Below are 13,608 nucleotides of genomic sequence, written 5' to 3'. Positions count from 1 at the left end.
CGGGTGCGGGCATACTGCCGGGGTGGGAAGCGAATTCGTCGGTCGGGCGGCCGAGTTGGCGATCCTTGCCCAGCGGATCGAGGCCGCGGCGCGGGGCTCCGGATCGGTGGTGCTGCTCGCGGGACCGGCGGGCATCGGCAAGAGCACCCTTGCCGCCGAGGCGCTGCGGCGCCATGCCGACCCCTCAGGTTTCACCGTCGTACGGGGTCACTGCCCCAGGGGCGGAGTGGCGCCACCGCTGTGGCCCTGGCAGCGCGCGCTGCGCCTCGCGGAAGCCGCCCCCGAGGGTGCGGAACACCAGGGTGCCGTGCCGCCGGGGAGCGCGACGGTGCCGGCCGACGCGGCGGCGGTGCGGTTCCTGGAACTGGCCCGGATGGGCGAGGCGCTGGCCGCGGCGGCCGCCGAACGCCCGCTGGTCGTCGTGTTGGAGGACCTGCACTGGGCCGATACTGCCAGCCTCGACCTGCTGCGGCAGCTGACGGCCGAGGTCGCCGAGTCCGGGCTGTTGGTACTCGGTACCTTCCGGGAACCGGTGCCCGAGGAAGCCGCCGGGCCACTCGCGGACCTGGGCCGCTACGGGACGGCCACGCTGCGCCTGGCGCCCTTCACGCGGGAGGAAGTCGCACGGTGCGTCGGCGAGGCGGACGCGGCCGAGTCATACCGGCGGACGGGTGGGCTGCCTCTGCTCGTCACCGCGCTGCGCGCCAACGCCGGCAACCTCGGCACCGTCGTCAGCGGCCTGCTGGCCGGGCTCACCGTCGAGCAGCGTGACGTCGTACGGGCCGCGGCCGTGCTCGGCGAGCAACTGGACGCCGCTCAGCTCGCCGCGGTCCTGCCGGAACGGGGCGAGACCGCCGTCGCGCAGGCGCTGGAAGCTGCCTGGCACGCCGGGGTTCTGACCGCGGCACGAGCCACGGATGCCGGGCGCACCTACCGCTTCACCCACGATCTGGTACGCGACGAGGTGCTCGGCCGGACCACCCCTGCGACCGCCCGTGCGCTGCACAGGGCCGCCGCGCGGGCGCTGGAGCAGGCCGGGGACACCGCCGAGGCGGCCCGTATCGCGGCACACTGGCGTCGGTCCGGCCCGGAACCGGGACACCGTGCCGCCGCCGCGCACTGGTCCCGCACCGCCGCTGATCTGGCGCGCGAGCGGCATGCCTACGCGGATGCCGCCCGGCATCTGGCGGATGCGGCCGCCGTATTCGATGCGGCGGACCCGCAGCGCGCCCCGGCGCTCATCGAACTGGCCCGCGCCGAATACCTTGCCGGGCGCTACGACTCCAGCCTGCGCCACTGCGACGAAGCGTCCGACGCGGCGAGGGCGAACGGCCAGCCGGCCCTGCTCGCCGAGGTCGCCCTGGTCCTGCAGGGCGTCACCTTCCCCCATGCCTCGGAGGCCATCACTCGGCTGTGCAGGGCGGCACTGGCCGTCGAGGACCTGCAGGACGCGATGCGTGCGCGGCTGCTCGCCCAACTCGCCACTGCCTCGGTCGAACTGGAAGCGCCCGAGGCGGCGGCCGAGCACGCCCGCGCCGCCCTCGAACTGGCTGAGGCCACCGGTGACCTCCGGGCCGAACTCGACGCCGCCCGGGCGGTGCAGATGACCTTGGCGCACCCCGACGACACCGCCGAACGCCTGCGCCTGGGCGAGCTGACCGTGTCCCGCGCCGAACAGCTCGGCGATCCGCTCGCCGCCGTGCTGGGCCACCAATGGCGCGTCCAGGCCGGATACCTGCTGGGCCGGCTGGACCTGGTGGATGACGCGATCAGCGGCATCGAGGCGGTCGTGGCCCGGTTTCCGCTGCCGCTGACCCGATGGCACCTGCTGCGTGTGAGCGCGGCCCGGGCCGTGCAGGAAGGACGGTTCGCCGACGCACGGAGCTTCGACGAGGAGGCCACCGAGCTCGCCAGGGCCAGCGGAGACCAGTCCGCCACCGCCTTGAGCCACGTACTGCACCAGCAGCTGGCCGTCGTGCGTGGAGATGCCGCAGAACTGTCCGAGGACATGTGGCGTGACCTCGACCGGGGGCGCAGACATCCGCTGCTGCTGTCCTTGCGAGGCCGGGCGTTGTTCCTGGCAGGGCGGCTGGACGAGGCACGGGACGCCTACGACCGGCTGCGCCCGCTGCTTCCGGTCCCGATGACGAACCCGCCGTGGCCCGCGGTGCTGCTGCACCTGGTCGACCTGATCAGCATGGCCGGCGATGCGGAGGCCGCGGGGCTGGTGTACGAGCAGCTCGCGCTGTTCCGGCCGTACCCGGGAGCGATCGGCACACCCACGGCGTACTTCTCCGGCACGGTCAGCCGCGAACTCGGCCGTCTCGCACTGACCGCCGGCCGTCCGGCGCAGGCCGAGGAACTGCTGCGCGAGGCGCTGGTCCGCAACCGGGCCCTCGGCGCGCGGCCGTATGTGGCGCTGACCTGCCTGGACCTCGCCACCATCGAACGCGACAAGGGAGCCCTCCCAGATGCGTCCGCCCTCGCCCGGGAGGCACTGGTGATCGCCGACCAGCTCGACCTGCCCGGTCCGGCCACCGCCGCTGTACGCCTCATCGACGAGATCGCCGCCCAGCGAGACGAGACCGACCCGCTCACCCCGCGCGAACGCCAGATCGCCGAGCTTGTCACCTTGGCCCGTACGAACCGTCAGATCGCCGACGACCTGGTGATTTCAGAACGCACAGTGGAAAGCCACGTCCGCAGCATCCTCGCCAAGCTCGGCTACGCCAACCGAACCGAAATGGCTGCACGATGGGCCAACCACTGAGCCCTTTCGACGACATTCCATTCGGGGCATCGGGCCCTGCGGAAGATCCGCCACGTTTTCAGCGGTGCGACGCCGTGCGACACCGTGCTCGACCGGCGACCGTGCCGCGGACGGCGCGTGGTTGACGGTTCGCCGGGTTGGCGTGAGGTCACGGCCCGGCAGACGCCCCGTCGGTCCTCCATACGCGGCCGCCCGTGCCGGCCCGAGGTATCAGCGGAGCGAGTAACTCCCGCTTCTGAATGGCAAGTTCATGGCGACGTATCAATCCGCCGTGATCCACCATCTGACGATCTTTGAGGGCTGGTCCCGGCAGCGGTCCCCGGCCGCGGAATCGTGATGTCGTCAACCTGTTGACGTCCGTATCCTTCGGCGGGTGAGGATCGGGTCTGGATCAACAACCACCTGGTCGTGACGGCGACCTTCGGCTCGGGTGGCCATGTGCCCGGCAGGTTGATGGTCACGCCGGACGCTTCAACGCTGTTGCTAGGGTCCGGGCGTGACCCTGACTGACTTGAGCAACGGTTTTCGTGACGCCGAGCAGCGGCGACGCGTCCAGGCGGTCATTCATGATCGCCTTGCAGACGACCGTGTCCCGCAGGAGTGTCGTTACCTCATGCGGTTCTGGTGGCAGCTGAGCATGCCGTACCAGGAGGTGTCGATGGAGGAGCTCAGCTTGAACGTCCGCAAGCAGAAGCTTAATGCGATCGAAGAGCTGATCAGCGCTATCACGTCGTCCCCTGCCGCGATCGATGCATGGGGTTGCTGCCGCGCAGCAAGCATTCCCGATGATCCAAGATCGTGGGTTCCGGGCTGCTCTGGACTGCGACCGCTAACGCGGCGGGAGCTTCTGCATTCGTCGCCGGCAGATGAGTGCGCATCCCGCGATCCCGGACCAGCCGGCGGTGCTTGTCGCGGTCGTAGCCGGGGCCGCCCAGCACCACGTCTCGGCCGTACTTGCCCCGCACGGGCGGTACCGCTTGGAGCAGTGGCATCAGCTGGGTGACGTGGTTACGGTTGCCGCCCGTCAGGGTGGCGACAGCCGGGGCCACACACCGGCTTCGGTCCACTCGGCCGGGCGGCGCCAGCAGGTGCCCGAGCCGAAGCCGAGTTCCTGCGGGACATGTTCCCGGGCTGTCCGGTGTGCAGGACGAACAGGATGCCTTGGAACACCAGCCGGTTCGAGATGCCGCTTGCGCCCGGGGTGCCGGACCCTCGGGCACCAGTGGACGCAGGCGGCCGGCAGGCAGCCACACGGGGGCAGCTGCCGGAGCTCCGCGTCGCCGGCGCTCAGGTGATCTTGATCCAGTGAATGCCCGATGACGTGTCCCAGGGCACGTCAGTCGCGCAGCCGGGAGACGGTGGGATGCGTGGTCGGTATGCGCGCGCATCGGCGGCAGGCGCGGGCCGAGGCTGCCACCATGGCGTGTGACGCGGCTGCAAGCACGCAGGCGAACGCGAGCAGCGGCCAGTTCGTGGCCAGGACGGAGGCGGTGGCGAGCGCAAGCGTCGCGACCGCCATGGCCACGCTGGCGGTGGTACCGGTCCAGGCGACCGCGAGGGGCAGCCGGTGCGGTGTGGGCAGCCAGCGGGCGAGAGTGCCGGTGGTGGCCAGCGTCGCCGCGGCGAGCAGTGCGGCGACGGTCGCGACACCGGCCAGATGAACGGCCAGCAGCTGCGCCGTGTGTGGCAGTTGCCAGGTCTGATCGTGGTCGGCGGTCTGGGCCAGGTACCAGCAGGCGATCAGGAAGGGGGCGGTGAGAGCGACGGCTCGGGCGGTGTGCCGGGCCTGGGTGATGGTCAGTTCCCGTTGGCAGCTCGGCACGAGCTCGTCGGGGGTCCCGAACTCTCGCACTGCTCGGTGGGCGGCGCGCCGGTAGGGCATTCCGTCGCGGGTGTGCGCCGCTACCGTGTCGGCGAGGCCGTCGCGTATCTCCTCCATCATCCGGGCCTTGGGCCGGGCCGGGCCGTGCAGGGCCGCTGTCAGGGCCGCGATGTAGTCCTCGATGGGGTCGGCTTGCCGACTGATGGCGTTCATGTGGCAAGCCCGGGCGGTGCGGCGGGGTTCAGGACCGAGCCGATCGCTGTAGTGAACTCGCTCCACGCGGTCCGCTCGCCGGCCAGGGTGTGCCGTCCCGCGTCGGTGAGCTCGTAGCATCGCCGGCGCCGTTCGCCGGAAGACTGCCAGCTGCTGCTCAGCAGCCCAAGTCGCTCCAGCCGGTTCAAGGCCGGGTAGATCGTGCCTGTGCGCAGCTCGAGCGCACCCCCGCTGCGGTATTGGACCGCAGCGATGATCGCGTAGCCGTGCAGCGGGCCCGGCTCCAGCACCGCTAGCAACAGTCCGTCCAGGTGCCCGCGCACCGCGTCTGCCCTCATGAGTAGGCAGCCTACCCAACATTGCTGTAGGTAGTGTATGTATTGGCAGCCAACGTATTCGTCTCTGCTGACTTGGAGGCGCCTTCCGTGACCAAGGTGCTGCTGTCCTTACATGTCCTCGCGGCGATCCTGGCGGTCGGGTCGATCACCGTGGCCGCCTCGATGTTCCCCCGCTACGCGCTGCAGGCGTCGGCGTCCGGCGGCCAGGACCCGGACGCTCGAGCCGCCTCGATCGCCGCACTCCTGCACAAGATCTGCCGCGGCTACGCTGTCGCCGGTCTCGCCGTGCCGGTCTTCGGGCTCGCCACCGCTGCCGCGCTCGGCGTCCTCACCGACGCATGGCTGATCGCGTCGCTCGCGTTGACCGTGATTGCCGCGGCCATCCTCGCCATGGCCATCCTGCCCGGCCAGCAGCGCCTGCTCGCGTTGATCCAGGGCTCGCCCACCCAGGATGGGCCCCGTGCCGCGGCGACGCGGCTGACCATGCTCACCGGCATCTTCAACGTCATCTGGACGATCGTCGTCATCCTGATGATCGTCCGCCCCGGCTCCACCACGGGAGCGTGATCCCCCTGCGTACGATGCGGATCGCGGCCGGCGCCGAGGCCGCCTCCTTCGCAGTCCTGCTGGGCAACCTGCTCACCACACACGCCCAAGCGATCACGACGCTCGTCGGCCCACTGCACGGCACGGCCTACCTCGTCGCCATCGCGGCCACTTCGATGGCCCCGCCTGCCGCCTCGCCGGGCGCTCGATGGCGCGCCGCCATCCCGGGAGTCGGCGGACTGCTCGCCCTGCGCTGGATCCGAAACCGCTCCCGAGAAAGCCAACCTCTCACCCGCCATGCCCAGGAAGGCTGACGTGATGGACGACGCAAACGGCGAACTGCCCTTTCCCCGAACCGACATCGCGCTGAGAGCGATGCGCTTCGTGCAGGACATCGAGGCCCCGGCGATCTTCAACCACAGCATGCGCACCTATCTCTACGGGCGCTTCCTGGGAGAGCAGCAAGACCTGCAACCCGACCGCGACTATGACGACGAACTGCTCTTCCTGGGTTGCCTTCTACACGATGCCGGACTCAGTACCGAGGGCAACGGCGATCAGCCCTTCGATATCGACGGCGCCGACTTGGCCGCCCGCTTCCTCACCGACCAGGGGCTGTCACCTGAGAGGGTCGAGGTCGTATGGGATGCGATCGCCCTGCACCTGCACTACGAGATCGCCATACGCAAACGTCCCGAGATCGCGCTGGTCACGGCCGGCGCCGGCTTCGACCTCGGCCCCGAGGGGGCCCACACCCTCCCGGCCGGCTACGCAGACCGCATCCATGCCATGCTGCCCCGCCTCCACGCCGCGCCCGTGCTCTACGACACGATCGTCGCTCAAGCACTCGAAAAACCCCACAAGGCCCCGCCGTTCAGCATGCCCGGCGAACTTGTTCGCCAGGAGACCCAGGCAATCTGGCCCACCTGGAGAGAGCTGATGACCCAATCCCCAGACTTGAACGACTACGTCGGTTACCAGCCGAACGCGTGAGCACTCCTCGGTCCAGCCGGGGCCGGCCTCGCGGCCTCCGGTGATCTCACCAGTGTGTGCGGGCGCTCCGTCCAGGGCCGTACCTGCGGCAACCCAACCGACTGGTACACCAGTCACAGCAGCATGGAGGCCGAGGAGCGGACAACGCTCCTCGGCCTCCATGCTGTTCTACGGCCTTGCGAGGGCAAGACAGGGATCATTCGTTGTCCGCGGCAAGTCGGCGTCCGCCTCGCCGCAACGGTTCAGCAGGGGGTGTACTCGGCCTGCTTCCAGCCCTGCTGCTCCTTGCCCAGGAGCGTCAACCATGTCTCGGCAGCGGTGGTGGTCTCGCAGTCGTACATCTCGACCGACGGACCGAAGCAGCCTGCCGTAGCGCCTGGGGCCAGGTTCGAGGCGGCGCACCACACGTCCCCGCCCCTGCCCGACTCGAAGAGGATCCGACCCTTTTCGATGTAGACGTGCTGCCGGGCCTTGTTCTGAATCACCAGCACGGCCTGCGCCTTGGCTCCCGACGTCGTGCCCTTGACGATGCAGGTTTTGAAGTTCACCCCGCCCCATACACCCGCGTACGCTCGGTGGTCGCTGGGAGTGCTGCAGTGCCAGTTGGCGTTGGTGCTCACCGGCTTCCAGTTGACTGTGGGACTGGCGGAAGCAGGCGCGGCACAAAGGGCTATCGCGCCGGCAGTGGATGCAATGACGGCAGCCACGCGTCGGAGCATGGGCCCCCGTAGAAGGATGGTCCGGTGGTCTTCCGGAGCCTGAAGATCATAGGCGCAATTCGCACACACGGATGACCAGTTGCAGGGGGCCTGACATCCTCTGCTTCGCCGCCGCGTCACCGGCACTTCCGATGCGCCCTGACCAACTCTCAGGACGAGTCTCCGTAGCGGGTGGCCATCGCGGCGGCGCGGTTGCGCAGGGAGGTGCGCAACGACCCCGGGGCCAAGGCTTCCGCGTCCGTGCCGAGCTGCCACAGCGCCCACTCGGCGTGTCGTAGATCTTGGAACGTCACCTCCAGCCGCAGCCAGCCGTCCGTGTCGGGTTCTGCGGCGCGGACGGCTACCGCGGTGTTCAGCAGGTCTTCCCGCCGCTCCGGGGTCACCCGTATCAGCACGGCGATATGGCCGCTGGACAGGAACTGCGCGCAGCGTTCCCGCCAGAGCCGGTCCAGATCAACCCGGTTCGGTCGCTGTGCCGGTTCGGGGAGTTCCTCGGCGGCCAACACCCGCGACAGCCGGTAGGTGCGGTCCGCGCCGCATCTCGTGGCCAGCAAGTAGCCCCGGTCGCGTACGGTGACGAGGCCGATCGGGTCCACCGTGCGCCACTGTGGTGTCTCGTCCGTGGCCGCGTAGTGGATGCGCAGTTTGTGTCCGGCGAGCACCGCGCGCCGGATCTCGTTCATTGTCGTGCCGGGCACCTCCTCGGTGACCGGCCGGCGTGAGAGCAGGTCGGTCTCCGGCTCGACGAGAAATCGCTGGGCCGCGTCGCTCGCGGTGGCCCGATGGCTTTCGGGCAGGGCGTCAACGACCTTGCGCGTGGCCGAAGCGAGCGCCGAGCCGAGGCCGAATGCCTGCTCGCCGCGCCTCGATCCGGCGGCCAGCAAGGCAAGGGCCTCGTCGTGGTTGAGTCCGGTGAGCTCGGTCCGGAACCCGGGCAACAACGCGAACCCGCCGTGTCGGCCGCGTTCGGCATAGACCGGGACGCCGGCTGCGGACAGCGCCTCGATGTCGCGCAGCACGGTACGGGTGGACACCTCCAGCTCGCGGGCGAGCGTGTCCGCCGTCAGCCGACCGCGCTGACGCAGCAGCAGCACCAGCGAGACCAGCCGATCGGCGCGCATGCGAGGACCTTATCGAATACATGACCAAGGGTGTCGTGATTCGTTGGAAGGCTCCTCGTGAGCATCGGCGTCAACGGTGGCGGCTATCTCGCCGATGGACGTACGTACTCCCCGTGAATGAATCGAATGGAGCTGATGTGGCAGTGGAACGAACGGCAGTCAACCCGGTGACGTGGTCGGTGGAGATGGGATTCAACCAGGGTGAGATCGTCTCCGGACACACCCGGACCCTGTACTGCTCCGGGCAGACCGCGATGAATGGCGACGGCAAGCCCCAGCATGACGGTGACATGGCCGCACAGTTGGCCCTGAGCCTCGACAACCTGGAGGCCGTTCTCGGCGAGGCCGGCATGTCCCTCGCGAACCTCGTCCGGCTCAACGTCTACACCACCGACGTCGATCTGCTGTTCCCGCACTACGGCGTGCTGGCGTCGCGGTTGGGCGCCGCCGGGGTGGCGCCGACCACTACGATGCTCGGGGTGACACGGCTGGCGATCCCCGGCCAGATGGTCGAGCTCGAGGGGACCGCCGTCGCGTGATGCGACCGCGCCGGCTCTGCTGCTCGTGCCGGTCGAAGCGGCACGAGCAGCAGGCCGATGGGTGGCTGCCGGTGCTCACAACGGTGACAATCGGCGTCTATGGCTCGACGGCGAGTTCTTCCTGCGGCGACTGCGGCGACTGCGGCCACTTCGGCACGCAGACGTCCGCCTTCCGCTCGACGTACGTCAGCGCCGCGGTGTCCGCGGACCCGAGTACGGCCGGGCGAACTCGCTCCGGCTGCAGGCGGCCCTGGCCCATGCCCGGGTCGCCTACGAGCACCTCCCCGAGCCCGCCCCAACCACCGAACTGAGCCGGCTCCAGCAAACCGAGAACGACCGCCGAGGGATCGGCAAGCGCTCGCGCCGCGAGCTCGCTGCCGAGTACACCCGTCGCTACACCGCCGATGATCTGTGTCGAGCCGTACCATTGGCCACCTCGGGTCGTCGCTTGCGGTCCAGCCCCCGCGAGCGGTTCCGCAAGGACGCCGTGCTGATCGTCGACGGCACCGTGGTTCCCCACGCGGGATCACAGGGTGCCGAGCAGTCGAAGAACTACCGGTACGTGACCAATCACCAGGTCGTCATCGACGCCGACACCCGACTCGCCGTCTCGGAGGACGCTCAGTCGAGACAGAACTCGTTGCCCTCGATGTCCTGCATGAAGATGCACGAATCGTTGTCGTCAGCCAGTAGCCGCACGCGTACCGCGCCGAGCGCGACCAGTCGTGCGCATTCGGCTTCAAGCGTGGCCAGGCGCTCTTCACCCACGAGCCCGGTGCCGACCCGCACGTCAAGATGCACCCGATTCTTGACGACCTTCCCCTCGGGAACGCGCTGAAAGAACAGTCGCGGGCCCACACCTGAGGGATCACTGCATGCGAACCACGAACCCTGATCCTCAAGCGGCCGCGAGCGATCGAAATCGTCCCAAGTAGCAAACCCCGCCGGCGGCGGCGATACGACGTACCCCAACACCTCGCACCAAAAACGAGCGACGCGCTCAGGTTCTGCGCAGTCGAAGGTGACTTGAAACTGCTTGATCGATGACATCGGCGCACCATAGCAGGGGGTCTGTTGCTCATCTACCGGTCAGAATCGGCATGTTGGAGGGGGACTTGCGAGCCGCTGCTGTCTCGTGCCGTCACAGGGGGTGACCCGATGTCGATGCCTCCAAGTGGTTGCCCGTCGTTCCGGAGCAGACCGCGGCCATGGCCCTCGCCGGGGCGTGCCGACCAGTGGGACACAGAACCCAATCCGGGCCAACCAGCCCCACGCAAAGATCAGTTACGGAACAGCCTCTAGAGCACCGTCGCCGCGGTCATGAGCGCCTGTTCCTGAACATCACGGCAGGAAGTCTTCTCCGCTCAGAGGGTGCGGTTAGCCCCCTCTGAGCGTGGGGTTAGCCCCACCCGAAGGCTGGTGGCTGACCGGCTGCTCTCGAGATCGCCAAGTTCATACGCTCGTCTACATGTTGAAGCGGACAGCACAAACAGTTGCCGGCGCTCTCGCCTTGGGCGCCGCGGCCACCGCAGGCATCACGGGAGCGGTGACCGCCGTCGAACCGGAGGCTGCGGCGGATCACAGTGATCCCTCGATAGTGCGCACCGACAGGGGTGCCGTACGTGGCACGTTGACTGACAGCGTGCGCATCTTCCAGGGCGTTCCCTACGCCGCCCCGCCCACCGGTCAGCGACGCTGGGCGCCTCCCACGGCCGCCAGGAGTTGGGACGGTGTCCGGGACGCCGCGGAACCGGGTGCCGCCTGCCCCCAAATGGGTCTGGTCCCGCCTGCCGGACCCGCGTCCGACGACGAGGACTGCCTTTTCGTCAACGTCACGACACCCCGCACCGCCTCGTCCAAGTCCCTGCCCGTGATGGTTTACCTGCACGGCGGTGACCACACCGACGGGGAGGGCGCCATGCACGGTGCCGAGCGGCTTGCTGCCCACGGTGACGTCGTTGTGGTGACAGTCAACTACCGGCTCGGCGCCTTGGGCTACCTCGCCCATCCGGACCTCGAAAGGCGGGGTGAGTCCGGCAATTACGGCTTCCTCGACCAGCAGGCGGCCTTGCGCTGGGTGCAGCGCAACGCCACCGCCTTCGGCGGCGACCCGGACAACGTCACGCTGTTCGGTGAGTCCGCCGGCGGCTACAGCACCTGCGCCCATCTGGTCGCCCCGTCATCGGCCGGCCTCTTCGACCGGGTCATTCTGCAGAGTGCCCCGTGCACGGCCGACATGGGACGACGGGACCGCGTGGACGCCCTGACGGAAGGCGTGGCGACCGCCGCGGGTATCGAGAAGGAGCAGGGTCTGGACGACTGGCGCATCGCGCTCCCCGGCCAACTGGTGAATCCGTTCGGCGCGGGCCCCGAATACACACCCGTCTACGGCGGCAGGCTGCTGCCTCGCCCCCCTCGGGAGGCGTTCGCCACCGGCCGGTTCAACAAGGTCCCGGTGCTGCAGGGCATCAACCGCTACGAGGAACGAGCCCGGGTCTACGGCCTGGAGCTGGCCAAGAAGGCCGCCACTGGCGACCCGGAGGCGCAGATCGATCAGGCCGATTACCACGCCCACTTGCAGGAGGAGTTCGGCAAGGAGAAGGCCGCCCTCGTTGCCGCGCGCTACCCCAGCAGCGCATATGACGACTCTCCTGCTCTCGCCCTCGCGGCGGCCCTGACCGACGGCAAGTGGGCCTGGCACTCCGTCGACACCGGCCGGGCACTGTCCGACCAGGTACCCACGTACACCTACGAATTCGCCGATGGCGAGGTCCCTTGGTACTCGAACCCGACTTACCACAAGCCCGACTTCGAGGTGGGAGCCGCGCACACCTTCGAGCTTCCGTACTTCTTCGAACTCGAGGCCTATGAGTCACTCACCACGGCCCAGCAGGGCCTGGCCAACCGGATGATACGCATCTGGACCGACTTCGCCCGTACAGGCGAGGTGGACTGGAAGCCCACCACCCCTGCGGCACCGAACGTGCAGTCCCTCGCCTCGGGTCCGGGCGGCATCCGCCCGGTCGATCTCGCCAAGGACCACCATTACGGCTTCTGGAAATCCCTCCGCTGACCGCGCCCGCCGAGCGGTGGTCGTAGTGACCAGGCCGCCTGGGTCAGGGAGGGGTCCCTGAGGGCGACGGGGCGAGCCGGCCGCGGGAAACGGGAGAACCCCGGGCCCTGCCCCGGGATCTGACTCCTCCCCGCACCAACACAACGGCAGCCCCGCCCCAGGCGGGCCGCCGTCGCTGTCGCCCTGCACGACCCCGACCGAAAATCACCGCACGCGCCGGGACCGCTGCACCGCCGTGTCTTCCTGCCGTAATCCGGTCCCCGGCGGTGCGGCGGGCGATCCGCTCGCGGTGCCGCTGCCGCTCCCGGATCTCCGCCCGCAGCCGCTCGTCGATGTCTGCAACCGCCGCGGCGACATGACAAGTCTCGCGGACGGTGGGGTGCTCGACGGCCACCTTCTCGACCATGGTCCAGCCGGCAATGAAGTCCTGAACGCCGGCCGCGGTGACCACGACCCCGAGGAGCAGGGCGAACTAGTGCCTGTCCGGCGGTTCATGCGACTTCTAGGCTGGGACAATGGAACGCGCAACCGACGTGCCCGACAGCTTCGCTCGGTCTGCAGATCGGGACCAGGTGAATGACTACGACAGTTTCGCCGAGGCGTACGCGGCGGAGAACGAGAACAGCCTCGTGAACGCGTACTACGAGCGGCCCGCGATGCTGGCCCTCGCCGGAGACGTGACCGGCCGTCGGATCCTGGACGCCGGCTGCGGCTCGGGCCCCCTGTCCGCTGCACTACGCGACAGCGGGGCGGTCGTCACCGGCATCGACGCCAGCGCCGGGATGCTGGCGTTGGCCAGGCGGCGGCTCGGTGACGACATGGCCCTGCACGTGGTCGACCTGAGCGACCCTCTGCCGTTCGACGACGGTGCGTTCGACGACGTGGTCGCGTCGCTGGTCCTGCACTACCTGGAGGACTGGGGGCCGACGCTGGCCGAGTTGCGGCGAGTGCTCAGGCCCGGCGGCCGGCTGATCGCGTCGGTGGACCACCCTTTCGTGGCCTACACGATCCAGGATCCTCGGCCCGACTACTTTGCGACCACCAGCTACACCTTCGAATGGACGTTCAACGGACAGCCCGTCCCGATGAGGTTCTGGCGCAAGCCGCTGCACGCGATGACCGATGCCTTCACCACGGCCGGCTTCCGTCTTTCCCTCATCAGCGAGCCGCAGCCCGACCCGGCCGCCCGTGAACTGTTCCCCGACGGCTTCCATGACCTTTCGACCAGAACCACCTTCCTGTTCTTCGTCGTCGAGGTACCGCCGTCGGCTAGCAGCTCGGACGACTAGCCAGTCGCCGATCACGAGCGGAGCCGGAGTCGGATCGAGGCGACGACGACGGTGCCGTGGACCTGGCGTCGTCGCAGGTAGCGACGGTTGCGGCGTGACGAGTACGCCTAATGGGACGCGAAGGCTGGTACGCGAGCCCCGATCATGGTCGCGGGTTGGCACCAGTTTTCGGGGCGCGGAGCAAG

At 69.0% G+C, this 13,608-nt stretch carries 13 protein-coding genes and 3 pseudogenes; 8 read left to right on the top strand and 8 right to left on the bottom strand.

Going from position 1 to position 13,608, the window contains the following annotated elements:
- The first annotated feature begins 22 nt into the window (after positions 1–22).
- Positions 23–2,770: an ATP-binding protein gene (locus ACF08N_RS33440; protein WP_392328482.1), complete on the top strand. Its 2,748-nt coding sequence runs from the start codon at positions 23–25 to the stop codon at positions 2,768–2,770.
- Positions 2,771–3,806: 1,036 nt separating this feature from the next.
- Here ACF08N_RS33440 and ACF08N_RS33435 read toward each other — a convergent pair.
- The 3 genes and pseudogenes from ACF08N_RS33435 to ACF08N_RS33425 form a co-directional block, all read right to left on the bottom strand.
- Positions 3,807–3,937, bottom strand: a pseudogene (locus ACF08N_RS33435) (transposase); the annotation flags it as partial.
- Between the two features lie 169 nt (positions 3,938–4,106).
- Entirely contained in the window at positions 4,107–4,805 is a 699-nt protein-coding gene (locus ACF08N_RS33430; protein WP_392328481.1) for a permease prefix domain 1-containing protein, read from the bottom strand.
- Positions 4,802–5,143: a PadR family transcriptional regulator gene (locus tag ACF08N_RS33425; protein WP_392328480.1), complete on the bottom strand. Its 342-nt coding sequence runs from the start codon at positions 5,141–5,143 to the stop codon at positions 4,802–4,804. Before ACF08N_RS33425 ends, ACF08N_RS33430 begins: the two co-directional genes overlap by 4 nt.
- Positions 5,144–5,230: 87 nt before the next feature.
- Here ACF08N_RS33425 and ACF08N_RS33420 point away from each other — a divergent pair, with 87 nt between their 5' ends.
- Genes ACF08N_RS33420 through ACF08N_RS33410 form a run of 3 tightly spaced genes read left to right on the top strand, consistent with a single transcriptional unit; the run spans position 5,231 to position 6,682 of the window.
- The gene (locus tag ACF08N_RS33420) at positions 5,231–5,710 is read left to right on the top strand and encodes a DUF2269 family protein (protein ID WP_392328479.1); all 480 of its coding nucleotides are present in this window, start codon (positions 5,231–5,233) and stop codon (positions 5,708–5,710) included.
- Positions 5,707–6,003, top strand: coding sequence for a hypothetical protein (locus tag ACF08N_RS33415; RefSeq protein WP_392328478.1), 297 nt, complete (start codon positions 5,707–5,709; stop codon positions 6,001–6,003). Before ACF08N_RS33420 ends, ACF08N_RS33415 begins: the two co-directional genes overlap by 4 nt.
- Before the next feature lie 4 nt (positions 6,004–6,007).
- On the top strand, positions 6,008–6,682 hold the full coding sequence (locus tag ACF08N_RS33410; RefSeq protein ID WP_392328518.1) for an HD domain-containing protein: 675 nt from the start codon (positions 6,008–6,010) through the stop codon (positions 6,680–6,682).
- Between the two features lie 242 nt (positions 6,683–6,924).
- On the opposite strand, the gene ACF08N_RS33405 is transcribed toward ACF08N_RS33410, so the two are convergent.
- Positions 6,925–7,302 carry a hypothetical protein gene (locus ACF08N_RS33405; RefSeq protein WP_392328477.1) on the bottom strand — a complete coding sequence of 126 codons (378 nt, stop codon included), beginning with the start codon at positions 7,300–7,302 and terminating at the stop codon, positions 6,925–6,927.
- 248 nt (positions 7,303–7,550) lie between these two features.
- Positions 7,551–8,522 carry a helix-turn-helix transcriptional regulator gene (locus tag ACF08N_RS33400; protein WP_392328476.1) on the bottom strand — a complete coding sequence of 324 codons (972 nt, stop codon included), beginning with the start codon at positions 8,520–8,522 and terminating at the stop codon, positions 7,551–7,553.
- Between the two features lie 143 nt (positions 8,523–8,665).
- Here ACF08N_RS33400 and ACF08N_RS33395 point away from each other — a divergent pair, with 143 nt between their 5' ends.
- Entirely contained in the window at positions 8,666–9,061 is a 396-nt protein-coding gene (locus tag ACF08N_RS33395) for a RidA family protein (RefSeq protein ID WP_392328475.1), read from the top strand.
- 97 nt (positions 9,062–9,158) lie between these two features.
- Here the strand turns inward: ACF08N_RS33395 and ACF08N_RS33390 are convergent, their stop codons facing one another.
- Positions 9,159–9,386, bottom strand: coding sequence for a hypothetical protein (locus ACF08N_RS33390; RefSeq protein WP_392328474.1), 228 nt, complete (start codon positions 9,384–9,386; stop codon positions 9,159–9,161).
- Positions 9,387–9,469: 83 nt separating this feature from the next.
- On the opposite strand from ACF08N_RS33390, the pseudogene ACF08N_RS33385 reads away from it, so the two are divergent.
- Positions 9,470–9,671 (top strand): annotated as a pseudogene (locus ACF08N_RS33385) (IS5/IS1182 family transposase); the annotation flags it as partial.
- Positions 9,672–9,682: 11 nt separating this feature from the next.
- Here the strand turns inward: ACF08N_RS33385 and ACF08N_RS33380 are convergent.
- Positions 9,683–10,111 carry a VOC family protein gene (locus ACF08N_RS33380; RefSeq protein ID WP_392328473.1) on the bottom strand — a complete coding sequence of 143 codons (429 nt, stop codon included), beginning with the start codon at positions 10,109–10,111 and terminating at the stop codon, positions 9,683–9,685.
- A gap of 418 nt (positions 10,112–10,529) precedes the next feature.
- Here ACF08N_RS33380 and ACF08N_RS33375 point away from each other — a divergent pair, with 418 nt between their 5' ends.
- The gene (locus tag ACF08N_RS33375; RefSeq protein WP_392328472.1) at positions 10,530–12,134 is read left to right on the top strand and encodes a carboxylesterase/lipase family protein; all 1,605 of its coding nucleotides are present in this window, start codon (positions 10,530–10,532) and stop codon (positions 12,132–12,134) included.
- Between the two features lie 361 nt (positions 12,135–12,495).
- On the opposite strand, the pseudogene ACF08N_RS33370 reads toward ACF08N_RS33375, so the two are convergent.
- Positions 12,496–12,600: pseudogene (locus ACF08N_RS33370) on the bottom strand (IS5/IS1182 family transposase); the annotation flags it as partial.
- 49 nt (positions 12,601–12,649) lie between these two features.
- Between ACF08N_RS33370 and ACF08N_RS33365 the strand changes: the two are divergent.
- The gene (locus tag ACF08N_RS33365) at positions 12,650–13,423 is read left to right on the top strand and encodes a methyltransferase domain-containing protein (RefSeq protein ID WP_392328471.1); all 774 of its coding nucleotides are present in this window, start codon (positions 12,650–12,652) and stop codon (positions 13,421–13,423) included.
- The last annotated feature ends 185 nt before the right edge of the window (positions 13,424–13,608 follow it).

Source organism: Streptomyces sp. NPDC015127, assembly GCF_043080095.1.
In the GTDB taxonomy this organism is placed as follows: domain Bacteria; phylum Actinomycetota; class Actinomycetes; order Streptomycetales; family Streptomycetaceae; genus Streptomyces.
Note: the sequence above shows the minus strand (reverse complement) of the source record. Positions and strands in the feature narration are given on the sequence as shown.

Bases quoted from the DNA above. Each gene is read 5' to 3' on its own strand.
- ACF08N_RS33430 (WP_392328481.1), bottom strand. From the start codon at position 4,805: ATGAACGCCATCAGTCGGCAAGCCGACCCCATCGAGGACTACATCGCG.
- ACF08N_RS33425 (WP_392328480.1), bottom strand. From the start codon at position 5,143: ATGAGGGCAGACGCGGTGCGCGGGCACCTGGACGGACTGTTGCTAGCG.
- ACF08N_RS33410 (WP_392328518.1), top strand. From the start codon at position 6,008: ATGGACGACGCAAACGGCGAACTGCCCTTTCCCCGAACCGACATCGCG.
- ACF08N_RS33365 (WP_392328471.1), top strand. From the start codon at position 12,650: ATGGAACGCGCAACCGACGTGCCCGACAGCTTCGCTCGGTCTGCAGAT.
- ACF08N_RS33380 (WP_392328473.1), bottom strand. From the start codon at position 10,111: ATGTCATCGATCAAGCAGTTTCAAGTCACCTTCGACTGCGCAGAACCT.
- ACF08N_RS33400 (WP_392328476.1), bottom strand. From the start codon at position 8,522: ATGCGCGCCGATCGGCTGGTCTCGCTGGTGCTGCTGCTGCGTCAGCGC.
- ACF08N_RS33375 (WP_392328472.1), top strand. From the start codon at position 10,530: ATGTTGAAGCGGACAGCACAAACAGTTGCCGGCGCTCTCGCCTTGGGC.